This is a genomic window from Leptodesmis sp. (assembly GCF_052746595.1).
Genome location: NZ_JBRAGO010000002.1, coordinates 62,584 through 82,568 on the forward strand (window position 1 = coordinate 62,584; position 19,985 = coordinate 82,568).

The following is a 19,985-nucleotide window of genomic DNA, read 5'->3' on the forward strand; positions in this document are numbered from 1 at the left end:
GTTATTTGAGTTCTCAATACCACTAGCTATAAACAAATCGTACATTTAATAAACTGAGGTCATCTCGCTATGTTAAACAGCAATCACAATTATGAAACGAATGAATCGGTTTTTACACCGCAACAAGTACTGGAAAATCGGGGCCGGGTTGCTATTTTTATTGATGGCTCTAATCTTTTCTATGCAGCTTTACAACTGGGAATTGAAATTGATTACACAAAGCTCCTTTGTCGCCTAACAGCAGGATCCCGCCTGCTGCGATCGTTTTTCTATACCGGAGTCGATCGCACGAATGAGAAACAACAAGGATTTCTGCTGTGGATGCGTCACAACGGATATCGGGTAATCTCTAAGGATCTGGTGCAACTGCCCGATGGCTCTAAAAAAGCTAATCTGGATGTGGAGATCGCGGTGGATATGATGTCCCTCGTCGGATCCTACGACACAGCAGTATTGGTTAGCGGGGATGGTGACCTGGCCTATGCCGTGAATGCCGTAAGCTATCGGGGAGTTAGGGTTGAGGTGGTGAGCCTGCGATCGATGACCAGTGACAGCCTAATCAATGTTGCAGACCGCTACATTGACCTGGATAGCATTAAGGAAGATATCCAGAAAATTTCTCGGAGTTACACCTATCGGCCTCTGTCCAGCATTGGCTTGATCGATGATACACAAGAAGACTGAATTCTACCGATAAAAGTCCTTTCTTCTGCTTCTGATATGCCACTCTGACCCATGAACTTTCGGCTAGGTTTTGTGGTCTAATATCCAAATTCCAGTCAGTTAAACCGTTAGTGATTCATTTGAGCCGTTCGTTGCGATCTAAATCATGGCCTTGGGTCAACCTGCTGACACTGGGACTATTGCTCACAACTTTAGCCATAGTCACAGGAGGCTGTGGCGGCCTTAACCGCGCTCAAAAGAAGCTGGCGGAGGATACTCAAAGTCTTGAGAAAGAAAATTTTGATACAGATCTGACCTTTAACGCCGTCACTCTGGAAGAGTTTGATAAACAAGGCCGCTTGTGGTGGAAGGTGAAAGCCGAGCAAGCCAGCTATAGTCGAGATAAAAAAAGGGCAAAGATTCAGAAGCCTAATGGCGAATTTTACCAGGATGGCAAAGCGATTCTTAAGGTATCTGCCGACGGTGGAGAGATATTTCAGGATGGTCAGCGGATTTTCTTGAGAGGGAATATCAAGGCTGTGGATACCCGTGATGGGCTAACCATGCAGGGAAATGAACTGGAATGGCAGCCCAGGGAAGAGGTAGTGCTGATTCGCAACACTGTATCCGGTACTCGCAAGAATGTGAAAGCATCGGCTCAGGCAGGCAAGTATTTGACCCGAAAACGGCGGCTAGAACTGGAAGGCCAGGTGGTGGCAGAGGCCCAAGATCCAGCAGCTAAGTTTGTGGCTGAGCGACTCGTATGGTTGGTGGAAAAACAAAAACTGTTAAGCGATCGCCCGCTGCAAGTAGAGCGGTATGAAAACAAAGTCGTTAGCGATCGAGCCACAGCCACCAGGGGGGAGATGGATATCAAAACTCAAGTAGTGACGCTGCAACAGACCGCTCAAGTCTCTATTACCAATCCTCCGCTGCAGGTTTCTGGGAATCAAGTTCTCTGGCGAATCAAGGAAAAAATTATTTCCTCTACTCAACCGATTACGATCGTCAATTCCAGAGAAGGCTTCACGCTGGTAGGAAATCAGGGCGATCTGAACTTGAATACTAAAATTCTGAATCTGGTGGGTAACGTTAACGGTTCTGGTGGCCCCCGGCAATCCTTTGTGAAAGCCGATCGCCTGGTCTGGAATCTCGATACTCAAGCATTTGAAGCCGATGGCAACGTCACCTATCGTCAGGCTACCCCCCCTCTCAATGTCAGTGGGCCAAAAGCTACAGGTGGCATCAAAGACCAACAGGTGATCGTTAGCGGGGGGCGAGTAGTAACGGTGTTCATTCCTTAATTCCGCATGAACACAGCAACTATAGGCGGTTAAAACCGCGACTACCCTCACCCAGTCTGCCGACGCAGACTTAAAAAATCAAGATTTTCAGTAACCTGCATCGGCAGTTTTTCTCCGGATAGCCGCGCATTTAGTCGCTAGGGTGACTGATTTGAATAGGCGCACCAAGCTTTGCCCATCCTAAGTAGAGGACTTGATGAAAACCCGGAGATCTCGGTCAGACTGTAAATTTTCAACTCAAATGGTGCAAACTATAGCGGTGCGTTCCATTAACGCTCATCTCCCTACCTGTAAGTGTGGTTAGCCTATGAGTTCTGAATCCCCGGTTAGCACGATTGTTAATTGGCATGAGCAAGCACTGGACTGCTGGCAACAGGGCCAGTACGGGAAAGCTGCGGAGTTATACGGTCAGGCTATTGACGCAGAACCAGAGGTTAAAGCTCACTACTGGCATCTGGGATTGATGCTGCTATTGCAGGGAGCAGAAGCAGAAGCTCAAACAACCTGGCTAATGGCCCTGGCAGAGGGAGAATCGGAGGCGATCGACCAGTGGGCGGCAGAACTGATGCAAGTGTTGGAAACAGAAGCCGATCGCCAGCAAGCTCTCAGTAACCAGCAATTGGCCTGGGTGATTCGTCAGCATTTACGGGAAATTTTTCCCGAAAACCTGACAAATCTGCTCTATCTCATCCAGCTTTCTGCGGCCTTAGAGCAATTAACCGGAGATGAAATCCGAGCATGGAATGTGATTCCAGTTTTAGAAGCCTTTCAGGGGGTTGTACCCGTCACGCTCTTATCAAAAACGCTGGAAGTTGTTCTGAATCGTCTACCGCCGGACAGAATCACCGTTGAGTTTGCAGCCGCCTGTTTCCAGCACCTCTCCGCTACCGATGCGCTGTTACAACTTCTGATTGCGGCGGGAATGAAAATTGCTTATAGCCTATGCTATCCATTGTTGGCAGCTCATTTGTTTGAGGAGTACCGGAAACTGGATCCGGATAATCTAGAAGTGTTATGGAATCTGTCCGTTTTCTATCAGAAAGCTCAGGAATATGATCTGGCGATCGCAGCGGCCCAGTCCCACCTGGCGTTAGCGGAACAAACCATAGAAAAAACTTTCTCCAATATACTGTTGCTGCGGGCCTTGGTATCAGCAGGTGGACGATGGGAAGAATCAGTCGCGGCGATCGCAGATCATCGTCAATTACTGGCAACTTTATGTGCAGAACAGCCTGTCGATCTGCGTTCCGGTTACGCGGTGCGGCTGTTTAATTCACCGTTTTACTTGCCCTACTTCTCGGATGACCTGCGGCAAAATCGCACGATCCAGAATCAGGTGATGCAGTTTTGCCAGAGGAATGTGGAGCAATATGCCAGCCAGCGCATTGCCCGCTATCGCCAGTCTAGGGCAACTTCTGCAAAGGTCACAACCTCCGATCGACGGCTGAAGGTAGGTTATGTCTCTCACTGTATGCTGCAACATTCTGTCGGCTGGCTGGCTCGCTGGCTGTTGCAGCATCATGATCGCGATCAGGTGGAGCTGCATGGCTATTTCATCATTAATCGGCCAGGAGATTATCTGAACGACTGGTATCTCAGCCAGATGGAGCATACCTGTCGTATGGGAATCGACTGTCTAGATAATCCTCATGATCTGGCCGATCGCATCTACGCAGACGATCTGGATATTTTGATTGATCTGGATAGCCTGACTCTGGATGTGACCTGCGAAATTATGGCCCTGAAACCTGCTCCCGTACAGGCCACCTGGCTAGGCTGGGATGCCGCAGGGATTTCTACTATCGATTACTTCATTGCTGACCCTTATGTGCTTCCCGATTGGGCACAGGAGTATTACCCGGAGACCATCTGGCGATTGCCGAATACCTACATCGCCGTAGATGGGTTTGAAGTTGAGGTGCCAACACTGCGACGAGATGATCTGGGAGTTCCGGCTGATGCGATCGTGTATCTCAGTTCTCAAAGTGGCCGTAAACGACATCGCGATACCGTCAGACTGCAAATGCAAATCCTGAAGCAAGTTCCCAATAGTTACTTTTTTATCAAAGGGTTTGCCGATGAAAAATCAATTCAGGAGTTCTTTACTCATATAGCAGAGGAAGAAGGGGTAAATCCCGATCGTCTGCGTTTTCTTCCCAATACAGCTAGAGAAGCAGAACATCGGGCTAACTTAGCGATCGCGGATGTGGTGCTAGATACCTATCCCTATAATGGCGCTACGACAACCCTGGAAACATTGTGGATGGGCATTCCTTTGGTAACGCGGGTAGGTGAACAGTTCGCCGCCCGCAATAGCTATACGATGCTGATGAATGTCGGAGTAAAAGCAGGAATTGCCTGGACAGATGCGGAATATGTGGAATGGGGCGTGCGGCTGGGAACAGATGCCACCCTCCGGCAACAGATTCACTGGCAACTGCTCCAATCTCGTCGAACGGCTCCTCTCTGGAATGCTAAGCAGTTTACCCGTGAGATGGAACAGGCTTACAAAGAAATGTGTCAACGTTCTAAAAAGTAGGTTGTGCAAATAAAAATAGGACTGTCCTTTGTCCTCTGTCATTCGTCTTTTGTGAACAGCATAGGTTTACGCTTTGCCAACCTATTTTGCCAATAATTAGGTCTACCGGCTAATGTTGAAGTCTAGAGTAATTCCATTCTTTCAAGCTCATCCCAGTTGGGTTGTATTGCTGGGAATTCTAGCGTTCTGGTTTTTCATGTTTGTTACCAGTGGAACCTTATTTTCCGGGTTTCACTTTATGGATGATCATGACATTGTCGCGATTCATTACCATCTGACAACTAAGCAAATGACTGTTCCGCAAGTGATCCAGCAATGGTTGGTTGAGGATCATGCAACTGGGCGGTTTAGAACCTTCTACTTTATTCATCGCATTCTGCAGACAAAGCTGCTAGGAATTCACTTCTTTCTATGGTCAATTTACACAGGCTTACTGGCTGTTTTCACCACCTTTTTTCTATTTATTTTTGGTCGCCTGCTCAAATTTTCAATTCTAGAAGCTTTAATATTTGCATTTCTGATTACTTTTGGTGCTCAGTCAGCCGTTTGGTGGTATCTTGGCCCCGCTGAAACGATCGCAACCTTCATGCTATCGCTGGGTCTGCTGTTGATTGCTCTTGGTATTACCGCCCCAAAATACAACAGACTCTATGGAGCCGCAGGAATTCTTTGTGCCACCCTTATGTCTTTGTCCAAAGAAAATTTTATTCTGCTACTGCCTGCGATCGCATTTTTACAGATTTGGTTGGCTAAAACGGCTGTCGGTTCCTGGCGAAAAGCAGTCTTAAGACATAGCTTGTCTACCTCTGTCTTCCTACTGGTCTGTCTGGCAGAGTTATTATTTATCAAATACTTTGTTGGCACAACTCCAGAAATCGGGTATGCAGGCTTTGAGGGATTCAACTTGAAGGCAATTTGGAGGGCAACAGTCAGCCTCAGTACTCATGGCAACTGGTGGATTATTCTGATTGGTTTGTTCCTGATGGTCTTGAGTCAGATTACAGGTGTTAATCAATTACGAAATCCTGCTCTGGTCAAAAAAGCACTGTCTCAGGTTTTGAAAAAAGTCATCGCTCCGATCACTCTGTTCCTGCTGATTACCGTACCTCAAGTGGTACTATATGCAAAATCTGGCATCTCTCAGCGCTATCTCTTACCAGGCATTTTTGCTTACTCTTTTTTAATTGTTTGGATTTATCGAGATTTAAACCAAAATGCCAGAAATCTGAGTAAGTTTATTGTGCTGCTGATTGCGATCGGCCTCTCCCTGAGTCTCCATTCGACCTGGAATTCAGCTCATATTTTTGCTTTAGAAGGCAAGTCAACGAATCGACTGTTATCTACCATTGTTGCTAAAACTACCCCTGCAGATAAGATCTTGCTGGTAACAAACCCCATGATCTACTTTGAGTGGAATTATTCCATTAAAAAATATCTTAATTATGCCGCTGATCGCCCTAATATGTATGTGTCAACTTATGAAATCCAGGATGTTAATCAAATAGCGGCAAAACTCAAAAAGTTTTATAACTATCAGACCTTAGAGACTATTTCAGATAAAAAAGATATTGCTTGTATTGTTGTCTTTCCCCTTCTGAATAAGATCTTCTTAAATCGATCAGTCGAATGGTTCGATCGCCAGAACTATCAAGAACTTGTATTTGGCAACTTTAATCGCAACTTAAATCCCAATTCTCAAATCAACCTTTATTGCAAAAACCCAATTAAACCAAGTCCAGCTAGAGAACGATTGTTGTCTGATCAAAGAAACTCCGGTTCTGGACTTGGAGAAGGTTCGATATTAAATTCACGATCCCAAGCTCTGACGCAGGGTGATTACTCTGGAGGTAGGGCAATGATATTGAGAGATCCATGCAAATCCGTTGGGGAATTAAGGGGAATTAACTGTTTTACAAAAGGCTGATAGCGATAAAGCCGGTAGCCTCTAGCCATCAGGAAGTCGGCGACGGGAGTATTGTTTCCCTGGCTGCCAGCAATATTTTCATACAGAATGGTGGGAGAAAAGCGTTGCAACAGGCGATCGCTACCCTGCAACACTTGTAACTCATGACCTTCAGCATCGATTTTCAGGAAGTCAACCTGGTGCAGTTTCTCCTGTTCAATCAAAGTATCCAGGGAAAAACAGGGAACTTCCTCATACGTCCCAGATGCCAACTCGTCCTCAGTTGTGATGACCTGATTCAGTTCGCTGGCATCATGTAGGGCTAATCGGATTGTGCCATCGCGATCGCTGGCAGCACTCCGACACACCGTCACCCAGTTCAGATCGTTGACTCGACAGGTTTCCTGTAAGCATTGCACGCAGTTGGAAAACGGTTCCACAGCTATAACTCGACCAGTTTTTCCCACGCGCCGTGCGGCAGTAATGGTGTAAATACCGACATTGGCTCCTACATCAATCACTGTCATTCCGGGCTGGATCTGATCTCGCCAAAACTCCATCTCTTGCTCAAACCAGTCTCCGTGGGTCAGCAAAACACTGGTCACAATACTTTGAAAGCTAGGTTCAACCGCCAGCAACATATCCGTTTCCACAGTTGCGTAAGTAAAGGGACTAGCAGCATCCAGGTTTACCCACTGCCATGCAGGAATCTGTGGATGTTGATGGGCAACTGTTTGAGCATTTTTTAGCCAGAAAAGGGATGTCTCTGACTGCCGCAAATCCTTATAGGCCAGATAGAGGGATTGCAAAATTGAGGAACACGCTGGTTGCTGCTGATTGGCTTGATGCAGGTAGAGCAACCCTTCCCACTGTCCATTCAGCAAGCTGGAAATTCCCAGGGAATGTTGAATTGGTGCAGAGTGGGGAAACAGAGTAGCCGCTAGCTGCAGAAAGCGTAGTCCTGCTGAACTGTAGAATATCAATTGGGATTGCCTGAGAGTCTCTCCTAGCAGCAATAGGGCCTGACGATCGCCACTCTGAGTGTGCAAGATTTCATGTAATTGCCAGGAGACTTTCTGTCCTTGCCACGCTTTGGGTAGATAAATCAAACCAGCAGGCGTTGTATCGGATGAACTGTAGACGGGTTGCAGTAAGGCCACAAAAATGGGAAAGCCCACTTTCAACGCTTCCTCTCGTTCTCCCAGCAGGCTCTTAATCAGCAGCCAGTGAGCCATACAGAGAGGATGATCGCTGCCCTGTTCTAAGGTCGCGATCGCCATATTCAGATATAGTTCTCGCACAGTGGGATCATCACTGTTTTCAGCTTCAATCAGCGATACTACGGCGGAATTATTCCGATCTATGGCAGTTTGAGGCTCATCCCACTGAGTTTGTTCCAGAATTTGAGTAATTTGCGAATTTGTGTCTATCTCCGATTGCAGACCAAGGCTGCGAAGATAAGCCCAGTAGGTTGTGAGGTAGAATGAATCATCCATAGCAGCTGATGGCAGAAGTACTGAATCTTAGCAGTGTGCCCACAAAATCACCCATGCTTTCCCTATTAAGCCCTGTTCCATTAGAATGCAGGACAGCATATTGCACTAATTTCAAGGCATCCTCACTGGTGAAATTCATCTTGATTGATAGCTTTTCACCTTGATTGATAGCTTAAAGTGATCCCTCAACTCACACTACCGTTCGAGTGGCCCGCGTGTCACTCCAAGCTGGCTGTGCAGATGCAACTCTCGCCAAAGTTGGGTTCCAGTAATCTGTCCCTGCAGCAGTTGTTGATAGCGTTGAATGATTTGAATCACCTGCTCCGGAGTTTCACTGACAAATTCAAGTCGGAAGTTACGTTGTCCTAGCTCCAATAATCGCTGCACATACTCTGCACCCGTTTGGGCAACCCCATTGAATACGGTATTACGACAACCTGCATCCGCATGAAGAATATGCTGGGTACCGACACGATCGCGCAAAGTTACCTCATGCTTTTCACAGGGACGACCACAGTTGGTGTAATCCGTTCCCTCTGACAGAAAGGCACAAAACACACAATGTTCCATGTGAAACATCGGCATGTGTTGGTGAATTGTAACTTCAAACCACTGCTCAGGACACTGTTTCAGCAGATCTTCTAACTGTTGAATGTTCAGGTCATAGGAAGCGGTTAACCGTTCTAAACCAAGTTGCTTGAAGTAGTTTGCCGTCAGGGGATTGGCAACATTCAAGGAAAAATCGCCAATACATCGCTCCCCAGCAAAGAACTGCAAATGATCATAATTTCGGACTAAATACCCATCTGCTTGGCTATCCAGAACCTGTTGCAAGATCCACTGCTCATTCGGCTTGGTGATTCTGGGAGGGGCGACGAAGAGGAGCGGGGATTGGCGGTCGAGGATCGGGGATCGGGAATTAGGGATTGGGCATGGGGTGTGAGTTTCCTTATGATGGGTGCGAACGATTTGGACGGCAGTTTTGTAGGCGCGGGGGTCTTCAAATTCGCAGTAGAAGGTGGTGACGTTGGTTTGTAGGGCGGCTTGCAGTTGCTGCAGGTTGCGGACGAGGACGATCAATTGTGGGGGTTGCAGAGATTGGGTCTGGATCGTTGCAGATCTTTCTCTGGTAGGCAGCAAGTCGGTGTAGGTGGCGTGCGATCGTAACTGCCAGCGTTTCGGCTGAGAACGGAGCACTTCTAATTGACTCACCAGATCGCGGCGTAAACGGTTCAATTCACTGACCGGCAGCAGGACAGCATCAGAGACATGATTTGTCAGATGATCCAAGCGGAAAGGTGTGTTTCCCAGACGACTGAATTGTTCCGTTAGCCGCTCTGTCGTTAATGGTTGATTGTGTGCGGCGACCAGCGGCAGCTTGGATTCCACCTGAACCACATGACCCAGTTCATCCCGTGCGATCGCAATCAGGGGTTCTCCCACCGTTCCATGAATTGCAATCTGAATCGGACGCTGAAACTTGGGAGTCTTTCCGGTAAAGGTTTGCCGTAACTGCCGATCCAATTCCGGATCGTTGGTTTTCCAGATGCGATCGCCAACCTGAATGCGCCGCAGATTCAAACTTCCTCGCCCAAAGGTGAGGATCGCTGTGTTCCCCTGCCATTCAACGGAATAGACTCGCCCACCTTCTTCCTCGGCTTCAGGATGACCGCTATCGAAAACCACCCCATCACCGGGTTTAATCGGGAAATTTTGAATTTTGAATTTTGAATTTTGAATTGACAGTGTTTCCGGTTCGGGCAGGCGGATGGTAATTTCAGCACGTTTGATGCGAATTACTTCGCCCAGATAAAATCCTCGCTTTTTGCCAAACCGGGCATGAACCAGTTCCTGATTGTTAATGCCACGAAACCAACCACTATGCAGACCACGGGAGAAGGCCATTTCGAGTTGGTATTGACTCGTGGCAATTTTGGAGTTTGGAGTTTGGAGTTTGGATTCTGCTTTGGCCTTTGTCCTTTGGCCTTCGTCCTGTTCTGATGACCAATGATGCACGACCAGTGACAGATGCTTTTCTGCCTCCATCACCTGATCTACTGCCTGCCGATACACACGAGTCACGTTGGCAACGTATTCTGGGCTTTTCAGCCGACCCTCGATCTTTAAACTAGCCACTCTGGTTTTGATTAAGTCAGGCAAAACTTCCAGACCAGAGAGATCTTGAGGGCTGAGGAGATATTTGCGATCGCCCAGATTCACAGGTTTTCCATCCGCAAACAGGTCGTAGGGCATCCGGCAGGCTTGAGCGCATTCTCCCCGGTTGGCCGAGCGTCCCCCCAGAGCTTCACTGGTCAGGCATTGACCAGAATACGCCACACACAGCGCACCATGAACAAAGACCTCCAGAGGTAAAGAGATTTCCTGCAACTCAAGCTGTTGTTGAATTTTGGTAATTTCTTTGAGCGAGCATTCTCGCGCTAGAACGACCAGTTGACAGCCTAGAGACCTGGCAAACTGAACGCCAGCCACACTGGTGACTGTCATCTGGGTGGAAGCATGGATGGGAAAATCGGGCGAGAGATGGCGAATCAGACGACAAATTCCTACATCCTGGACAATCACGGCATCCACTCCAGCCGTAATCATGGTACGGAGATATTGCTCAGCTTCGACCAGTTCTTGAGGGAAGATCAGGGTGTTCAGGGTAATGTATCCTTTTACCCCCCGTCGATGCAAAAAGGCCATCAAGTCAGGTAGATCAGCTTCTGTAAAATTTTCTGCCCGCATTCGAGCGTTGAACCGCTCCAGGCCAAAATAGATGGCATCGGCTCCATTTTCGACAGCCGCTCTGGCACACTCCCAATTTCCCGCAGGAGCCAGTAGTTCTGGTCGGTGCAGGGAAGCAGAAACAGCCTCAGCAGCAAGGGGCGAATCAAGGGTCATAGCACAGGTGGGCTGGGAATCAGATGGCCAGTCTCCCACCTGCTATCTTATCGGTTCGCCTGAAGATTGGGATTACAGCCAGCCTCGTAACCAGTAAATGCAAATACCCACGTATTCCTTCAAAGCGCGGGTTGTGTTTCGCAAGCGTTCGGCATCTGGCAGCGAGTTCAAAGTAATGTCCTGGGCTGTGTTTTGCAATTCTCTAGTTTCCCGATCGCTGCTTAAAAAGTCCGTGGTAGCCGGAAATGCCTGAATCCCCAACTTCTGGAAAATTCGCAATGAGCGGGGCATATGCAGGGCCGACGTAACCAGCAGAATCGAGCGAATGCCCTGGTCGTCCATAATTTTTTTGCTGTTGACGGCATTTTCCCGCGTATTGCGAGAAGTCGATTCCTGGATGAGTACCGTTTCGGGAACCCCCATGGTTTTAATCAGTTCTGCCATGTCTGCCGATTCAGGAAGATCGTTGTTTCCTGCCCAGTTCACTCGCCCACCACTGAGAATGATCCGGGGTGCTTTTCCTTCTCGAAACAGTTTTGCCGCATAGAGTACTCGATCGCCCTCTTCTGCCACTTCTACCCAGGGACGAGGGGGCACTGCAGGTCGGGTTGCTCCTCCTAGCACCACGATCGCATCTGCTTTAGGAATATTTACTTGTGGTACATACTGATATTCCAGGGAGCGTACCAGCCAGTCACTAGCCCAGGCACTGCTACTTACCAGTAACAACACCAAAGCCAGAATAACGGGAACTGCAGCCAGCCGGGGTTTCCACCACAACAAAATAAAAGCTAATAGCAGCAGCAAACAACTCAATCCCAGGGGGTACAGAAAGATGGGGAGAAGTTTGGAGAGAAACAGAAACATGGAAATCCTTGATCGTTTTCGCCCCTATCTTGTCATAGCGATCGAGGATTGGCTTAAGTTGAGATCCAAACTGAGAACTTAAAACTGAGAACTAAGGAGATTTCTTGGGGAGCGTGTCACTTTTATCCTCGTGACTTTGCTCTGCGGAGTCACGCTAATCTAGAGGCTCTGCCTCTAGCCAGGAAGCAGAGCTTCCACAACTGCATTCCAAGGCAGAGCCTTGGAACAAGAGGTGTAAAGGGCATGTTTTTTCTTGGAAATCTCCTAAGAACTTGCCTCATGCCTTGTTTGTCAGGCTGTTAACCAATTCTTCCCATGCAGCGTACACAGCCAAGTAGCCTGAACTTTCACTTCTTGTTCTCGCAGATCAAAAGGCATTGAGGGATAGTCAGGATTGGAGGGCTTCAAGATTACTTTGTGACCATCGCGATAAAAGTGCTTGAGCGTCATGCCAATGCCTGCAACGTAAACAGCGGCAATTTCACCATCGGGAGGCATATATCCATCGGGGACGGTTCGCATAATCACAAACGCACCATCGGGAATATGGGCATTCTTCATACTGTCCCCTGATACCCTCAGAGCAAAATCACCCGGCCTCAGCCAGGGAGCTTCAAAGGGAAGATGCTCTACCGTATCGGTAAAGGGATCACTTAAATAGCCTGCGGCAATCTCACCTCGGATGGGAACTCCTCTATATCCCGATTTAACAATTTCAATATTGCGTCGTTTGCCAGGAATACGACGAATATACCCGTGCTTTTCCAGATAGTTGAGACTGTTTTGTACAGCCCCCCGAGACTTTCCAGTTGCCTCCATCATTTCATCGTAAGATGGAGAATTACTGCGAGCTTTTTTGTAATTCTCAATATATCGGTAGAGGTCATCGTGGGGTTGAGGAGGCATGGGAAATTGCAGAAATAACTCGACCTTTTTATTGTAGTTCAGTTGTTCTATTTGACACCTTTGCGATCGTGATTTATTCAAAAAATATTGATGATCAATCCATATCTGTAAAACTCTTTATCATGGAAAATTTGCCAGCCAAAAGCCAAACCTGTCCAAGCCCAGAACCGTAGTTTTTATGATCGAAAAACCACCGTTCTCTAGCTGAACCTGGTTTATATCTAGACTGGTTCATAAGAAAGACTGAATGGGGCAGTCCTCAGGTTAAATTTTACTTGATATACAAAAATGGGAAATAATTTTTTCAACCATGACCACTTGTTTAATTTGTTGCCCTTTCGTCTTCTTTTAGTCCCCAACATTAGTTCCCATTTAAGAACAACATTCAATCACCCTGGCGACTGAAGTCGCGGCTATCCGGAGAAAACCTGCCGACGCAGGTTACTGAAAATCTTGATTTTATTGAGTCTGCGTCGGCAGCCTGGATGAGTAATGAGCACACCCAATACAGCAATCACAACGCTACCATGTCGAGGGATGGGATAGCCTAAAGCGCGGAGAGCCTCATCAACAAATCCCAATGATTAGCATTCTTTTTCTGTTGCATGGACAATCGGCGTGCAATAATAATTCGGCTATTTGTCTGAAGGAAACTCATGGTTCAAGCTAATGCGTCCAATGTTGTCCCTGTGCGTCGGCTGGCTCCACATTCCGATGGGCTGGTAGAGCTTCACTTTCAACTGCCTGACCCAGAAGACGATCGCATTCCAGAAATCGAGTTTCAGCAGCAAATTGAGCAAGCATGGCAGGTTTGCGATCGCTTCGATCTACAAACGGACATCTGGCGAGGACGAATTCTGCGAACAGTGCGCGATCGCGAAAAACGCAGTGGGGATGGTCGGGGAACTGGATTTCTCAACTGGTTAACTGAGCGGGAGATCAGCAAAAGTCAAGCCTATTCTTTAATTGAATTAGCTAATAGTGCCGACACGCTGGTGGAAGGGGGATATCTGGAACCAGAAGATGTTAACCAGTTTAGCAAGCGGGCTTTTGTGGAAACGGCCCAGTCTGCCCCAGAGGTACAACAGTTGGTAAGCGATGCGGCTCGTAAAGGCGATCGCATCACCCGACGGGAAGTTCGACAACTCTCGGAAGAATGGATCGCCATGACTTCTGATTTACTCCCAGAACCCGTGCGCCAAAAAGCAGCGGATCATAGTTTACCAACTCGCTATCTGGCTCCTCTGGTGAAGGAAATGCAAAAACTCCCAGAATCCCACCAGACAACCTTGCGGGAAGCGATAGCGGAAAGTCCTGATGTGGATACAGTCAAACAGGTGACTGCAGAGGCCCGTTATCTGGCGAAATATCTGGAAGCAGCGTCTAGGGTGCAGGCATTATCCAATGGTTGTCTCAATCTGGAACTGGCTTTAGAAGAAGCTTTGCGAATTGGATGCCTCAGTTCAACAGCTGATCTGGTCAACCATGCGGCCCAACTGGAGCAGTTAACGATCAAACTATTCCTTACCTGGAAACGGTTAAATAGTTTATCTGAACGAGTTTATCTGGACAGTGGTGAAAGTACCCCGCATTTAAGAACTCTGTTGAGTTGTTTAGGAAATCTATCCAGTGATGTCATTGAAACCCCCCTGGATGACATGAGCGATCGCAGAGTACGCTTACAAATTTTTGATGAATAGCTCTGGTAGCAATTACTGGATATTTGACAGATTTTCAGGAATTCTTTCGGCAGGGTGTGTAGATCGATCTTGGTACAGGTTTAATCGGTCTATTTTGTAACCCCAAGGTGTGTTGAGTCACGCTTAACACACTGAAGCAGAAGATGTTCCTTAAAACTGCACCGCCAGCCAGTCTTAAATGCCCCCTGGGATGATCCATTGCACTAGTTTGGGAATCTAATAGTTAGACACGTCACTGAGTGACACAGGAAATAATCCTTTTCTAATCACGACTCCGTTTCTAATCACGACTCCGTACAGTTAACTCATACTCACTGTGAGAATGGCATGAATCTTCGTAAGTTTTCAGACCACTCGAACAATTCCAAACTCGTTCGTCGCAAGACGCTACCTTTTGCGACCCCGTGTTCCAATCAGGATCACCCGGTTCGGATTCCCCAGGGTGAAAAGTTGCCCGGTACTGGAAAACCTTCTCCAACTTCAGATAAAACTCTAGATCAGACTCCCATTTATTTGGGTTCATCTGATCGAGAGGCATTGCTGCGACAACAAGCGATTGACAAAGCTCACCAGGGGCATCTAGAAGAAGCCATCGACTTGTTTACATTCCTGATTCATTATAACCCCGATAGTGCCAGTAATTACAACAATCGCGGACTATTGCAGTTCCAACAAGGGCGCTCTGACCTAGCTCTGGAAGATTACAATACAGCGATTCAGCTCAACCCCAGATTGGGCAAAGTCTACAATAACCGGGGCAATTGCTGGGCCAGTTTGGGAGATTTAGAGGCCGCGATCGCTGACTACGAAACCGCCATTAACTTAGATCCAACCGATATTCGCGCTCGTTTGAATCAGGGGATTACCTTCCGAGAATTGGATCTGTACGATCGTGCCCTGGAGGCCTTTGATTTAGCACTTCAAGTCAGTCAGCTATTGAATTCAACTGATGTGGTGGGAGTCCCTGCTGCTCTGGAAGGCCATATTTATGCTGAGCGGGGTCGTCTCAACCATCTGACTGGAGATTGGAACTGTGCTGTAGCAGATTACCGCCGTGCTTTAGAACGGTTACTCTTAACTGGCTCGTCAAAAAACCCAGCTTATCGACTGCGCTTTCAAGTACAAAGCTGGCTGGATTCGCTACTTAACCCTTGTCATGCTGAATAGTGTAACTAAAAAGTTGCTTGCGCCACGCATCTCGTATCATTTTCCCTACTGACCAGGATCGGCAGCAGTTTCAGGGAGTTGTGTTGGTACAGGTTTACTGTCTGGTTCTTTCCAGATAATTTGTCTTCGCAAGGGATCAATGCGATCGGTTAGCTCTTGCATACTTTCCCTGGCCTGACTGGGATCAAAGTAGTAAGTGAATTTAGATTGAACCCGCTGCACCCGATCGCCTGTGGTCTTCACCGCTGCATGTAGCTCTTGTAGCTTCACCTCTTGAGCCGATCGATAGGGGAGTAGATGCGCCAGAGTTACCACTGCCGCCACCGATAGCACCACATTGACAGCCAGTTTGGCCGTTGTCTCATAGACGATCGCTTGATAAGGCTTGGAACGTTTATGAGCCTTGGCTCTGGGAGCCATGCGGCGGCCTCGACCGGGCTGGATGGAAGTCTGTTTAGATGGCTTAAGTGCGTACATAGGGGTGAAGAGTAGCTACTTTAAACGATGAAAGCCTGTTTTGCTGGCTTAGTCTATCCCTGGCGAAACCTGATACCTGGAGGGGAAAGGTTACCGCGCCATTGTAGAACCAAAGTAGCAAAACAGGCTAATCATTATACGAGCCTAAGAAATTTTATTTGTAAAGCTCTGATGCTAGACGAAAGGCGAGGATGCCGGGAATCAAAGCAACAACCAGTGCCCAGAATACTTGGGAATCTGATAAAGCCATAGTTTCAAGACTCCTTCTAAAGGTGGTGAATAGACATCTATCGTTCCTTAATGTCCGCTAAATTGGCCCTTTGGGGAATAACTTGTTACAAGATGCAACATGACAACAATATTTTGCGATTCGTAGAGAGAGGTCAGGAGACACCTGGGGAAATGTCATAATCATTATCTATACCCGTCGCTCAGATTAATAAACCTCGTCCAAGTCCAGAATCATGTTTCTCTACCGGGAAAACTCCAGTTTTCTAGCTGGACTTGGTTGAATCGCTGTTTAACCATTTAGCGTTGAAATACTAGATGCTGGATCAATTGCTGGAATATTCTCCTAATTTTGGGGTCGATACTCTGCTGCTGCTGCCCGTGCTGATTGCCCTGGAAGCTGTGTTATCAGCTGATAATGCGATCGCCCTGGCCGCCCTCTCCCAGGGATTACATGATTTAAACCTGCAGCAGCGGGCACTCAATATTGGGATTGTGCTGGCCTATGTGTTGCGGATGATCTTAATTTTGTCAGCTACCTGGGTTGTTCGGTTCTGGCAATTTGAACTGGCAGGCGCACTTTACCTGCTGTGGCTGGTGTTTCAATACTTTACCTCTGAGTCAGAAAAAAATGACGGGGAGCACCCCCATCACGCTCCCCGGTTTACTTCCGTGTGGCAGGCCATTCCCATGATTGCCGTCACTGATCTGGCCTTTTCTCTGGATAGTGTGACAACCGCGATCGCCGTCTCCCAGGAAACCTGGATTATTCTCCTGGGAGCAACTATTGGTATTATTACGCTGCGGTTTATGGCAGGGTTATTTGTTCGCTGGCTGGAGGAGTTTACCCACCTGGAAGACGCTGGCTTTATTACTGTCGCATTTGTGGGAATCCGGCTCTTGTTACGGGTGATTAATGATTCCCTTGTCCCCCCGGAATGGGTGATGGTTTCTGCGATCGCACTAATCTTCATCTGGGGCTTCTCGAAAAGAAATCAACCTGACGAATCATCCGTATCTATACCAACTGAAGCCACTCCCCCAACAACAGAAACTATCCTGGATGTAGAAGAAGTGGTAGAAACGAAGAAATAGGTCGATCGTCTAACTTTTAACCAGAGGTCGGGTTTTGCCCAGTTCCTTTGATACAACAGGAAACTAGCCCCAAGATTCTGACTTTTTAATGCAACACTTAAGACCAAGAAGTCGGAGTTTTTAGATGAACTCTCCTACAATACCGAGAGCATCGGGCAAAACTCCGACTTCTATGACTACAGATTATTCGTAGATCCAGGATGTGAGGCTGGGTTCCCAGCTCATCAGTTCGGCATCCTTAAACCACAGCTTAATTTCCTGTTCAGCCGTTTCAGGAGCATCCGAGCCATGAATAATGTTGCGGCCTACATCTACCCCAAAATCACCTCGCAGGGTACCGGGTTCTGCATTTAAAGGATTGGTGGCTCCGATAATCTTACGAGCAGAGGCAATTACCCCTTTGCCTTCCCATACCATTGCCACTACCGGGCCTGAGGTAATAAACTCCACCAACCCCGGAAAGAAAGGCTTTTCCTTATGCACTCTGTAGTGAGTTTCTGCCAGTTCTCGGCTCACGCTCATCAGCTTTAAGCCAACCAGGGTAAAACCTTTTGCTTCAAAACGGCGGATGATTTCACCGACTAGCTTGCGTTGTACTCCATCCGGCTTGATGGCCAAAAATGTGCGTTCCAAGGTTGACTCCTAATTTCTTCAACATCTCCACAGACCAGATTAGCTCATCGCGACCTCCCAAATTGTTTAGGATTGAGAAACTGAACGATCGCGGAGTGGGCCAATGGGTGAGTCAGAACCCCTTGAAAATCAACAAATCAAGCGGCTGCAACTGTTTCTGTATCTGGTGCCAGTGGTGGGCTTCTTTCCGGCACTGTGGACGTTGTATTACCAACGGGGCACCAGGCAGCAAGAAGACCTCAGTCGAGTTGTCGTCACCCTGACCCTGGGCTGGCTATTTTTCTACATTCTGCTAGGAGTTGGTGCAGAAACTGCTGATTCCCTTTCCCTGCCACTCCTATTGACCAGCAGTTTGATTACCTCCGGCTATTTTCTGACCAATCTCTGGCTGATGGTGCGTTTGTGGCAACGCAAATCTGTTCGCCTGCCCGTTATCAGTCGCATTGGCGATCGATTGCCGTGAAGGAGTGAGAGCGGTAAAGGGGGGAAGCAGTTTTCCACCCCCTTACCTACTCTAGGCCCCGCATCTTCAACGCCTGAATGAGGTGCTTCATTGTCACCTTTGGCCTGGGAGATCTGGCTCTGGCAATAATCGCGGCATCCCGGGCGATCGCTCGAATCTCACCTCCCGTCAGAACGATCTGCGCTAGCTTGTCCCACCGAACACTTTTTCCCAGCGGCACCAGGGGCGGAAAGGCTTGCTGCCAGAGTTTGAGGCGAGCGGATTCATCGGGAATGGGAAAGTCGAGGATTTGGGTGAATTGGTTTCTCCATTTGGGTTTCACCGCTGTTCGTTGGGTTATGATCAGCAGGGTTAAGCTGTACTGTTGCTGGCGGTTGTGTAAAAACTGTTGCAGCACCTCAGCAGGGAAGAGGGCAGAACGGCCAAACCAAATTTGAGCCGATTCGATGAGGAGCACTTTAGGAGCTTGAGCGGCAATTTCCTGAAGCACGCGATCGCCATCTACTGCCTTAATCAAGGCCAGATCAATCCAGGTCAGGGGAGTTTGCAGGATCTGAGCAATCGCATGGGCGGCCATTGTCTTGCCTGTACCCTTCGCGCCAGAAAATAACACTACGGAGCCAGGGGATAAAGCCGTCGGCTGAAAGCCCCAGTTGTTATCGACCTCGTTGCCGTACTGGATCCGATCGCATAAATGCCGCAGCGCTCGTAATAAAGAGTCGGGGAGTACCAGAGTTGACCAGCGATCGATCGTGTCGGGAACAACCAGGGATTGCAGGAGGGCAGCAGGTTGAACCTCGTTTGCCCGAACCAATGTTTGCTCGGGTCGCCAGCTTAATAGGTCTGTACTTTGCTGGAGGATCTGATCACTACCAGGATTCAGCACAGGCTGCAATAAAGATTCCAGTTGGTCGGCTTGCACCTGATTTGCCAGCAAATATTCCACGATCGGATTCGCCAGCTTGATAGGCAACGACAGGAACGGTTCACTGGACAAGGAGGGCAGGACGACTACCCCGTAACGAATTAAGGGAGATGTGGCCGATAGGGAAAGTCGGGCCGATCTCCATTCTGCATCATTGCGACAAAGCAGACGCAGAATCAGGTCAAAGGTGGGCAGCCCTCCTGCTTGCTCAGTATCTTGCAGGTAGTTGTAAATGCGTCCGTAGCGACGGCTGATTTCTGGAGCTAGGGCCATCAATACCAAATTTTTCTCAAAGGTTGTCAGTTGTAATCGCTGACACAGAGCAGGCAATCCCAACGTAATGCCTTTCTGAGCCGTAGCCTGGATCCGGCTTTCCATCTGCTGCTGGTAACTGAGCTTGGCGGTACTGCGACGGCGGGCCGTATCAGCAGGAGAATCTCCCGCCACATCGCCCTCTATGGAAATCAAGCCTTTCCACCAGTGACTGGTGGCTTGATCGGCGCGCGATCGGGCCACCCGCTCCACCTCTTTTACTTCTTTGCGCTGCCGCGCGACTGCCGTTCCCAGTAACCGGTCTAACCAATTCAATTCAGTTCGGAGATACGTCCAGTTGTCGGTAAAGGGTTCAAGGGGATCCATAGGGGTTGGGATTAGGGATCAGGGATTGGGAATTGGGATTAGCGGCAGAATTGGGATTTAGAGGACATAAGCGTGT

At 48.2% G+C, this 19,985-nt stretch carries 16 protein-coding genes; 8 read left to right on the top strand and 8 right to left on the bottom strand.

All coding sequences use genetic code 11. From position 1 onward, the window contains the following. Positions 1 to 69 precede the first annotated feature (69 nt). The 4 genes from ACUVQO_RS00880 (at position 70) to ACUVQO_RS00895 (ending at position 6,430) form a co-directional block, all read left to right on the top strand. Entirely contained in the window at positions 70 to 684 is a 615-nt protein-coding gene (locus ACUVQO_RS00880; RefSeq protein WP_445924009.1) for a LabA-like NYN domain-containing protein, read from the top strand. Positions 685 to 863: 179 nt separating this feature from the next. After that, complete coding sequence (gene lptC, locus ACUVQO_RS00885) at positions 864 to 1,967, top strand: LPS export ABC transporter periplasmic protein LptC (protein WP_445924010.1); 1,104 nt, start codon at positions 864 to 866, stop codon at positions 1,965 to 1,967. Between the two features lie 307 nt (positions 1,968 to 2,274). After that, on the top strand, positions 2,275 to 4,506 hold the full coding sequence (locus ACUVQO_RS00890; RefSeq protein ID WP_445924011.1) for an O-linked N-acetylglucosamine transferase, SPINDLY family protein: 2,232 nt from the start codon (positions 2,275 to 2,277) through the stop codon (positions 4,504 to 4,506). A 112-nt stretch (positions 4,507 to 4,618) separates the two neighbouring features. Beyond that, positions 4,619 to 6,430: a hypothetical protein gene (locus ACUVQO_RS00895; protein ID WP_445924012.1), complete on the top strand. Its 1,812-nt coding sequence runs from the start codon at positions 4,619 to 4,621 to the stop codon at positions 6,428 to 6,430. Here ACUVQO_RS00895 and ACUVQO_RS00900 read toward each other — a convergent pair. The 4 genes from ACUVQO_RS00900 to ACUVQO_RS00915 all read right to left on the bottom strand — a co-directional run bounded on the left by ACUVQO_RS00900 (position 6,343) and on the right by ACUVQO_RS00915 (position 12,582). Next, positions 6,343 to 7,905, bottom strand: a complete 1,563-nt coding sequence (locus ACUVQO_RS00900; RefSeq protein ID WP_445924013.1) for an FkbM family methyltransferase — start codon at positions 7,903 to 7,905, stop codon at positions 6,343 to 6,345. The two genes, ACUVQO_RS00895 and ACUVQO_RS00900, sit on opposite strands and share 88 nt — an antisense overlap. Before the next feature lie 195 nt (positions 7,906 to 8,100). Then, positions 8,101 to 10,809, bottom strand: coding sequence for a DUF3656 domain-containing U32 family peptidase (locus tag ACUVQO_RS00905; protein WP_445924014.1), 2,709 nt, complete (start codon positions 10,807 to 10,809; stop codon positions 8,101 to 8,103). Positions 10,810 to 10,881: 72 nt separating this feature from the next. Continuing rightward, a complete protein-coding gene (locus tag ACUVQO_RS00910; protein ID WP_445924015.1) occupies positions 10,882 to 11,676 on the bottom strand; it encodes a YdcF family protein in 795 nt (264 codons plus the stop codon). A gap of 291 nt (positions 11,677 to 11,967) precedes the next feature. After that, entirely contained in the window at positions 11,968 to 12,582 is a 615-nt protein-coding gene (locus ACUVQO_RS00915; protein WP_445924016.1) for a LexA family protein, read from the bottom strand. Positions 12,583 to 13,238: 656 nt separating this feature from the next. Here ACUVQO_RS00915 and ACUVQO_RS00920 point away from each other — a divergent pair. Further along, positions 13,239 to 14,282, top strand: a complete 1,044-nt coding sequence (locus tag ACUVQO_RS00920) for a hypothetical protein (protein ID WP_445924017.1) — start codon at positions 13,239 to 13,241, stop codon at positions 14,280 to 14,282. Between the two features lie 327 nt (positions 14,283 to 14,609). Beyond that, on the top strand, positions 14,610 to 15,449 hold the full coding sequence (locus ACUVQO_RS00925) for a tetratricopeptide repeat protein (protein ID WP_445924018.1): 840 nt from the start codon (positions 14,610 to 14,612) through the stop codon (positions 15,447 to 15,449). A gap of 45 nt (positions 15,450 to 15,494) precedes the next feature. Here the strand turns inward: ACUVQO_RS00925 and ACUVQO_RS00930 are convergent, their stop codons facing one another. Together ACUVQO_RS00930 and psaM are read right to left on the bottom strand one after the other, a co-directional pair. Next, on the bottom strand, positions 15,495 to 15,926 hold the full coding sequence (locus ACUVQO_RS00930; protein ID WP_445924019.1) for a slr1601 family putative cell division protein: 432 nt from the start codon (positions 15,924 to 15,926) through the stop codon (positions 15,495 to 15,497). Positions 15,927 to 16,080: 154 nt separating this feature from the next. Further along, a complete protein-coding gene (psaM, locus tag ACUVQO_RS00935) occupies positions 16,081 to 16,176 on the bottom strand; it encodes a photosystem I reaction center subunit XII (RefSeq protein ID WP_445924020.1) in 96 nt (31 codons plus the stop codon). Positions 16,177 to 16,472: 296 nt separating this feature from the next. Between psaM and ACUVQO_RS00940 the strand changes: the two genes are divergently transcribed. Then, entirely contained in the window at positions 16,473 to 17,249 is a 777-nt protein-coding gene (locus ACUVQO_RS00940; RefSeq protein ID WP_445924021.1) for a TerC family protein, read from the top strand. A gap of 183 nt (positions 17,250 to 17,432) precedes the next feature. Here ACUVQO_RS00940 and ndk read toward each other — a convergent pair whose 3' ends face one another. Further along, positions 17,433 to 17,882 carry a nucleoside-diphosphate kinase gene (gene ndk / locus ACUVQO_RS00945; protein ID WP_445924022.1) on the bottom strand — a complete coding sequence of 150 codons (450 nt, stop codon included), beginning with the start codon at positions 17,880 to 17,882 and terminating at the stop codon, positions 17,433 to 17,435. 103 nt (positions 17,883 to 17,985) lie between these two features. On the opposite strand from ndk, the gene ACUVQO_RS00950 reads away from it, so the two are divergent. Then, positions 17,986 to 18,345 (top strand): hypothetical protein, encoded by a 360-nt coding sequence (locus ACUVQO_RS00950; protein ID WP_445924023.1) that lies wholly within the window; start codon positions 17,986 to 17,988, stop codon positions 18,343 to 18,345. A gap of 46 nt (positions 18,346 to 18,391) precedes the next feature. Here ACUVQO_RS00950 and ACUVQO_RS00955 read toward each other — a convergent pair whose 3' ends face one another. Beyond that, positions 18,392 to 19,909 carry an AAA family ATPase gene (locus ACUVQO_RS00955; RefSeq protein WP_445924024.1) on the bottom strand — a complete coding sequence of 506 codons (1,518 nt, stop codon included), beginning with the start codon at positions 19,907 to 19,909 and terminating at the stop codon, positions 18,392 to 18,394. Positions 19,910 to 19,985 lie beyond the last annotated feature (76 nt).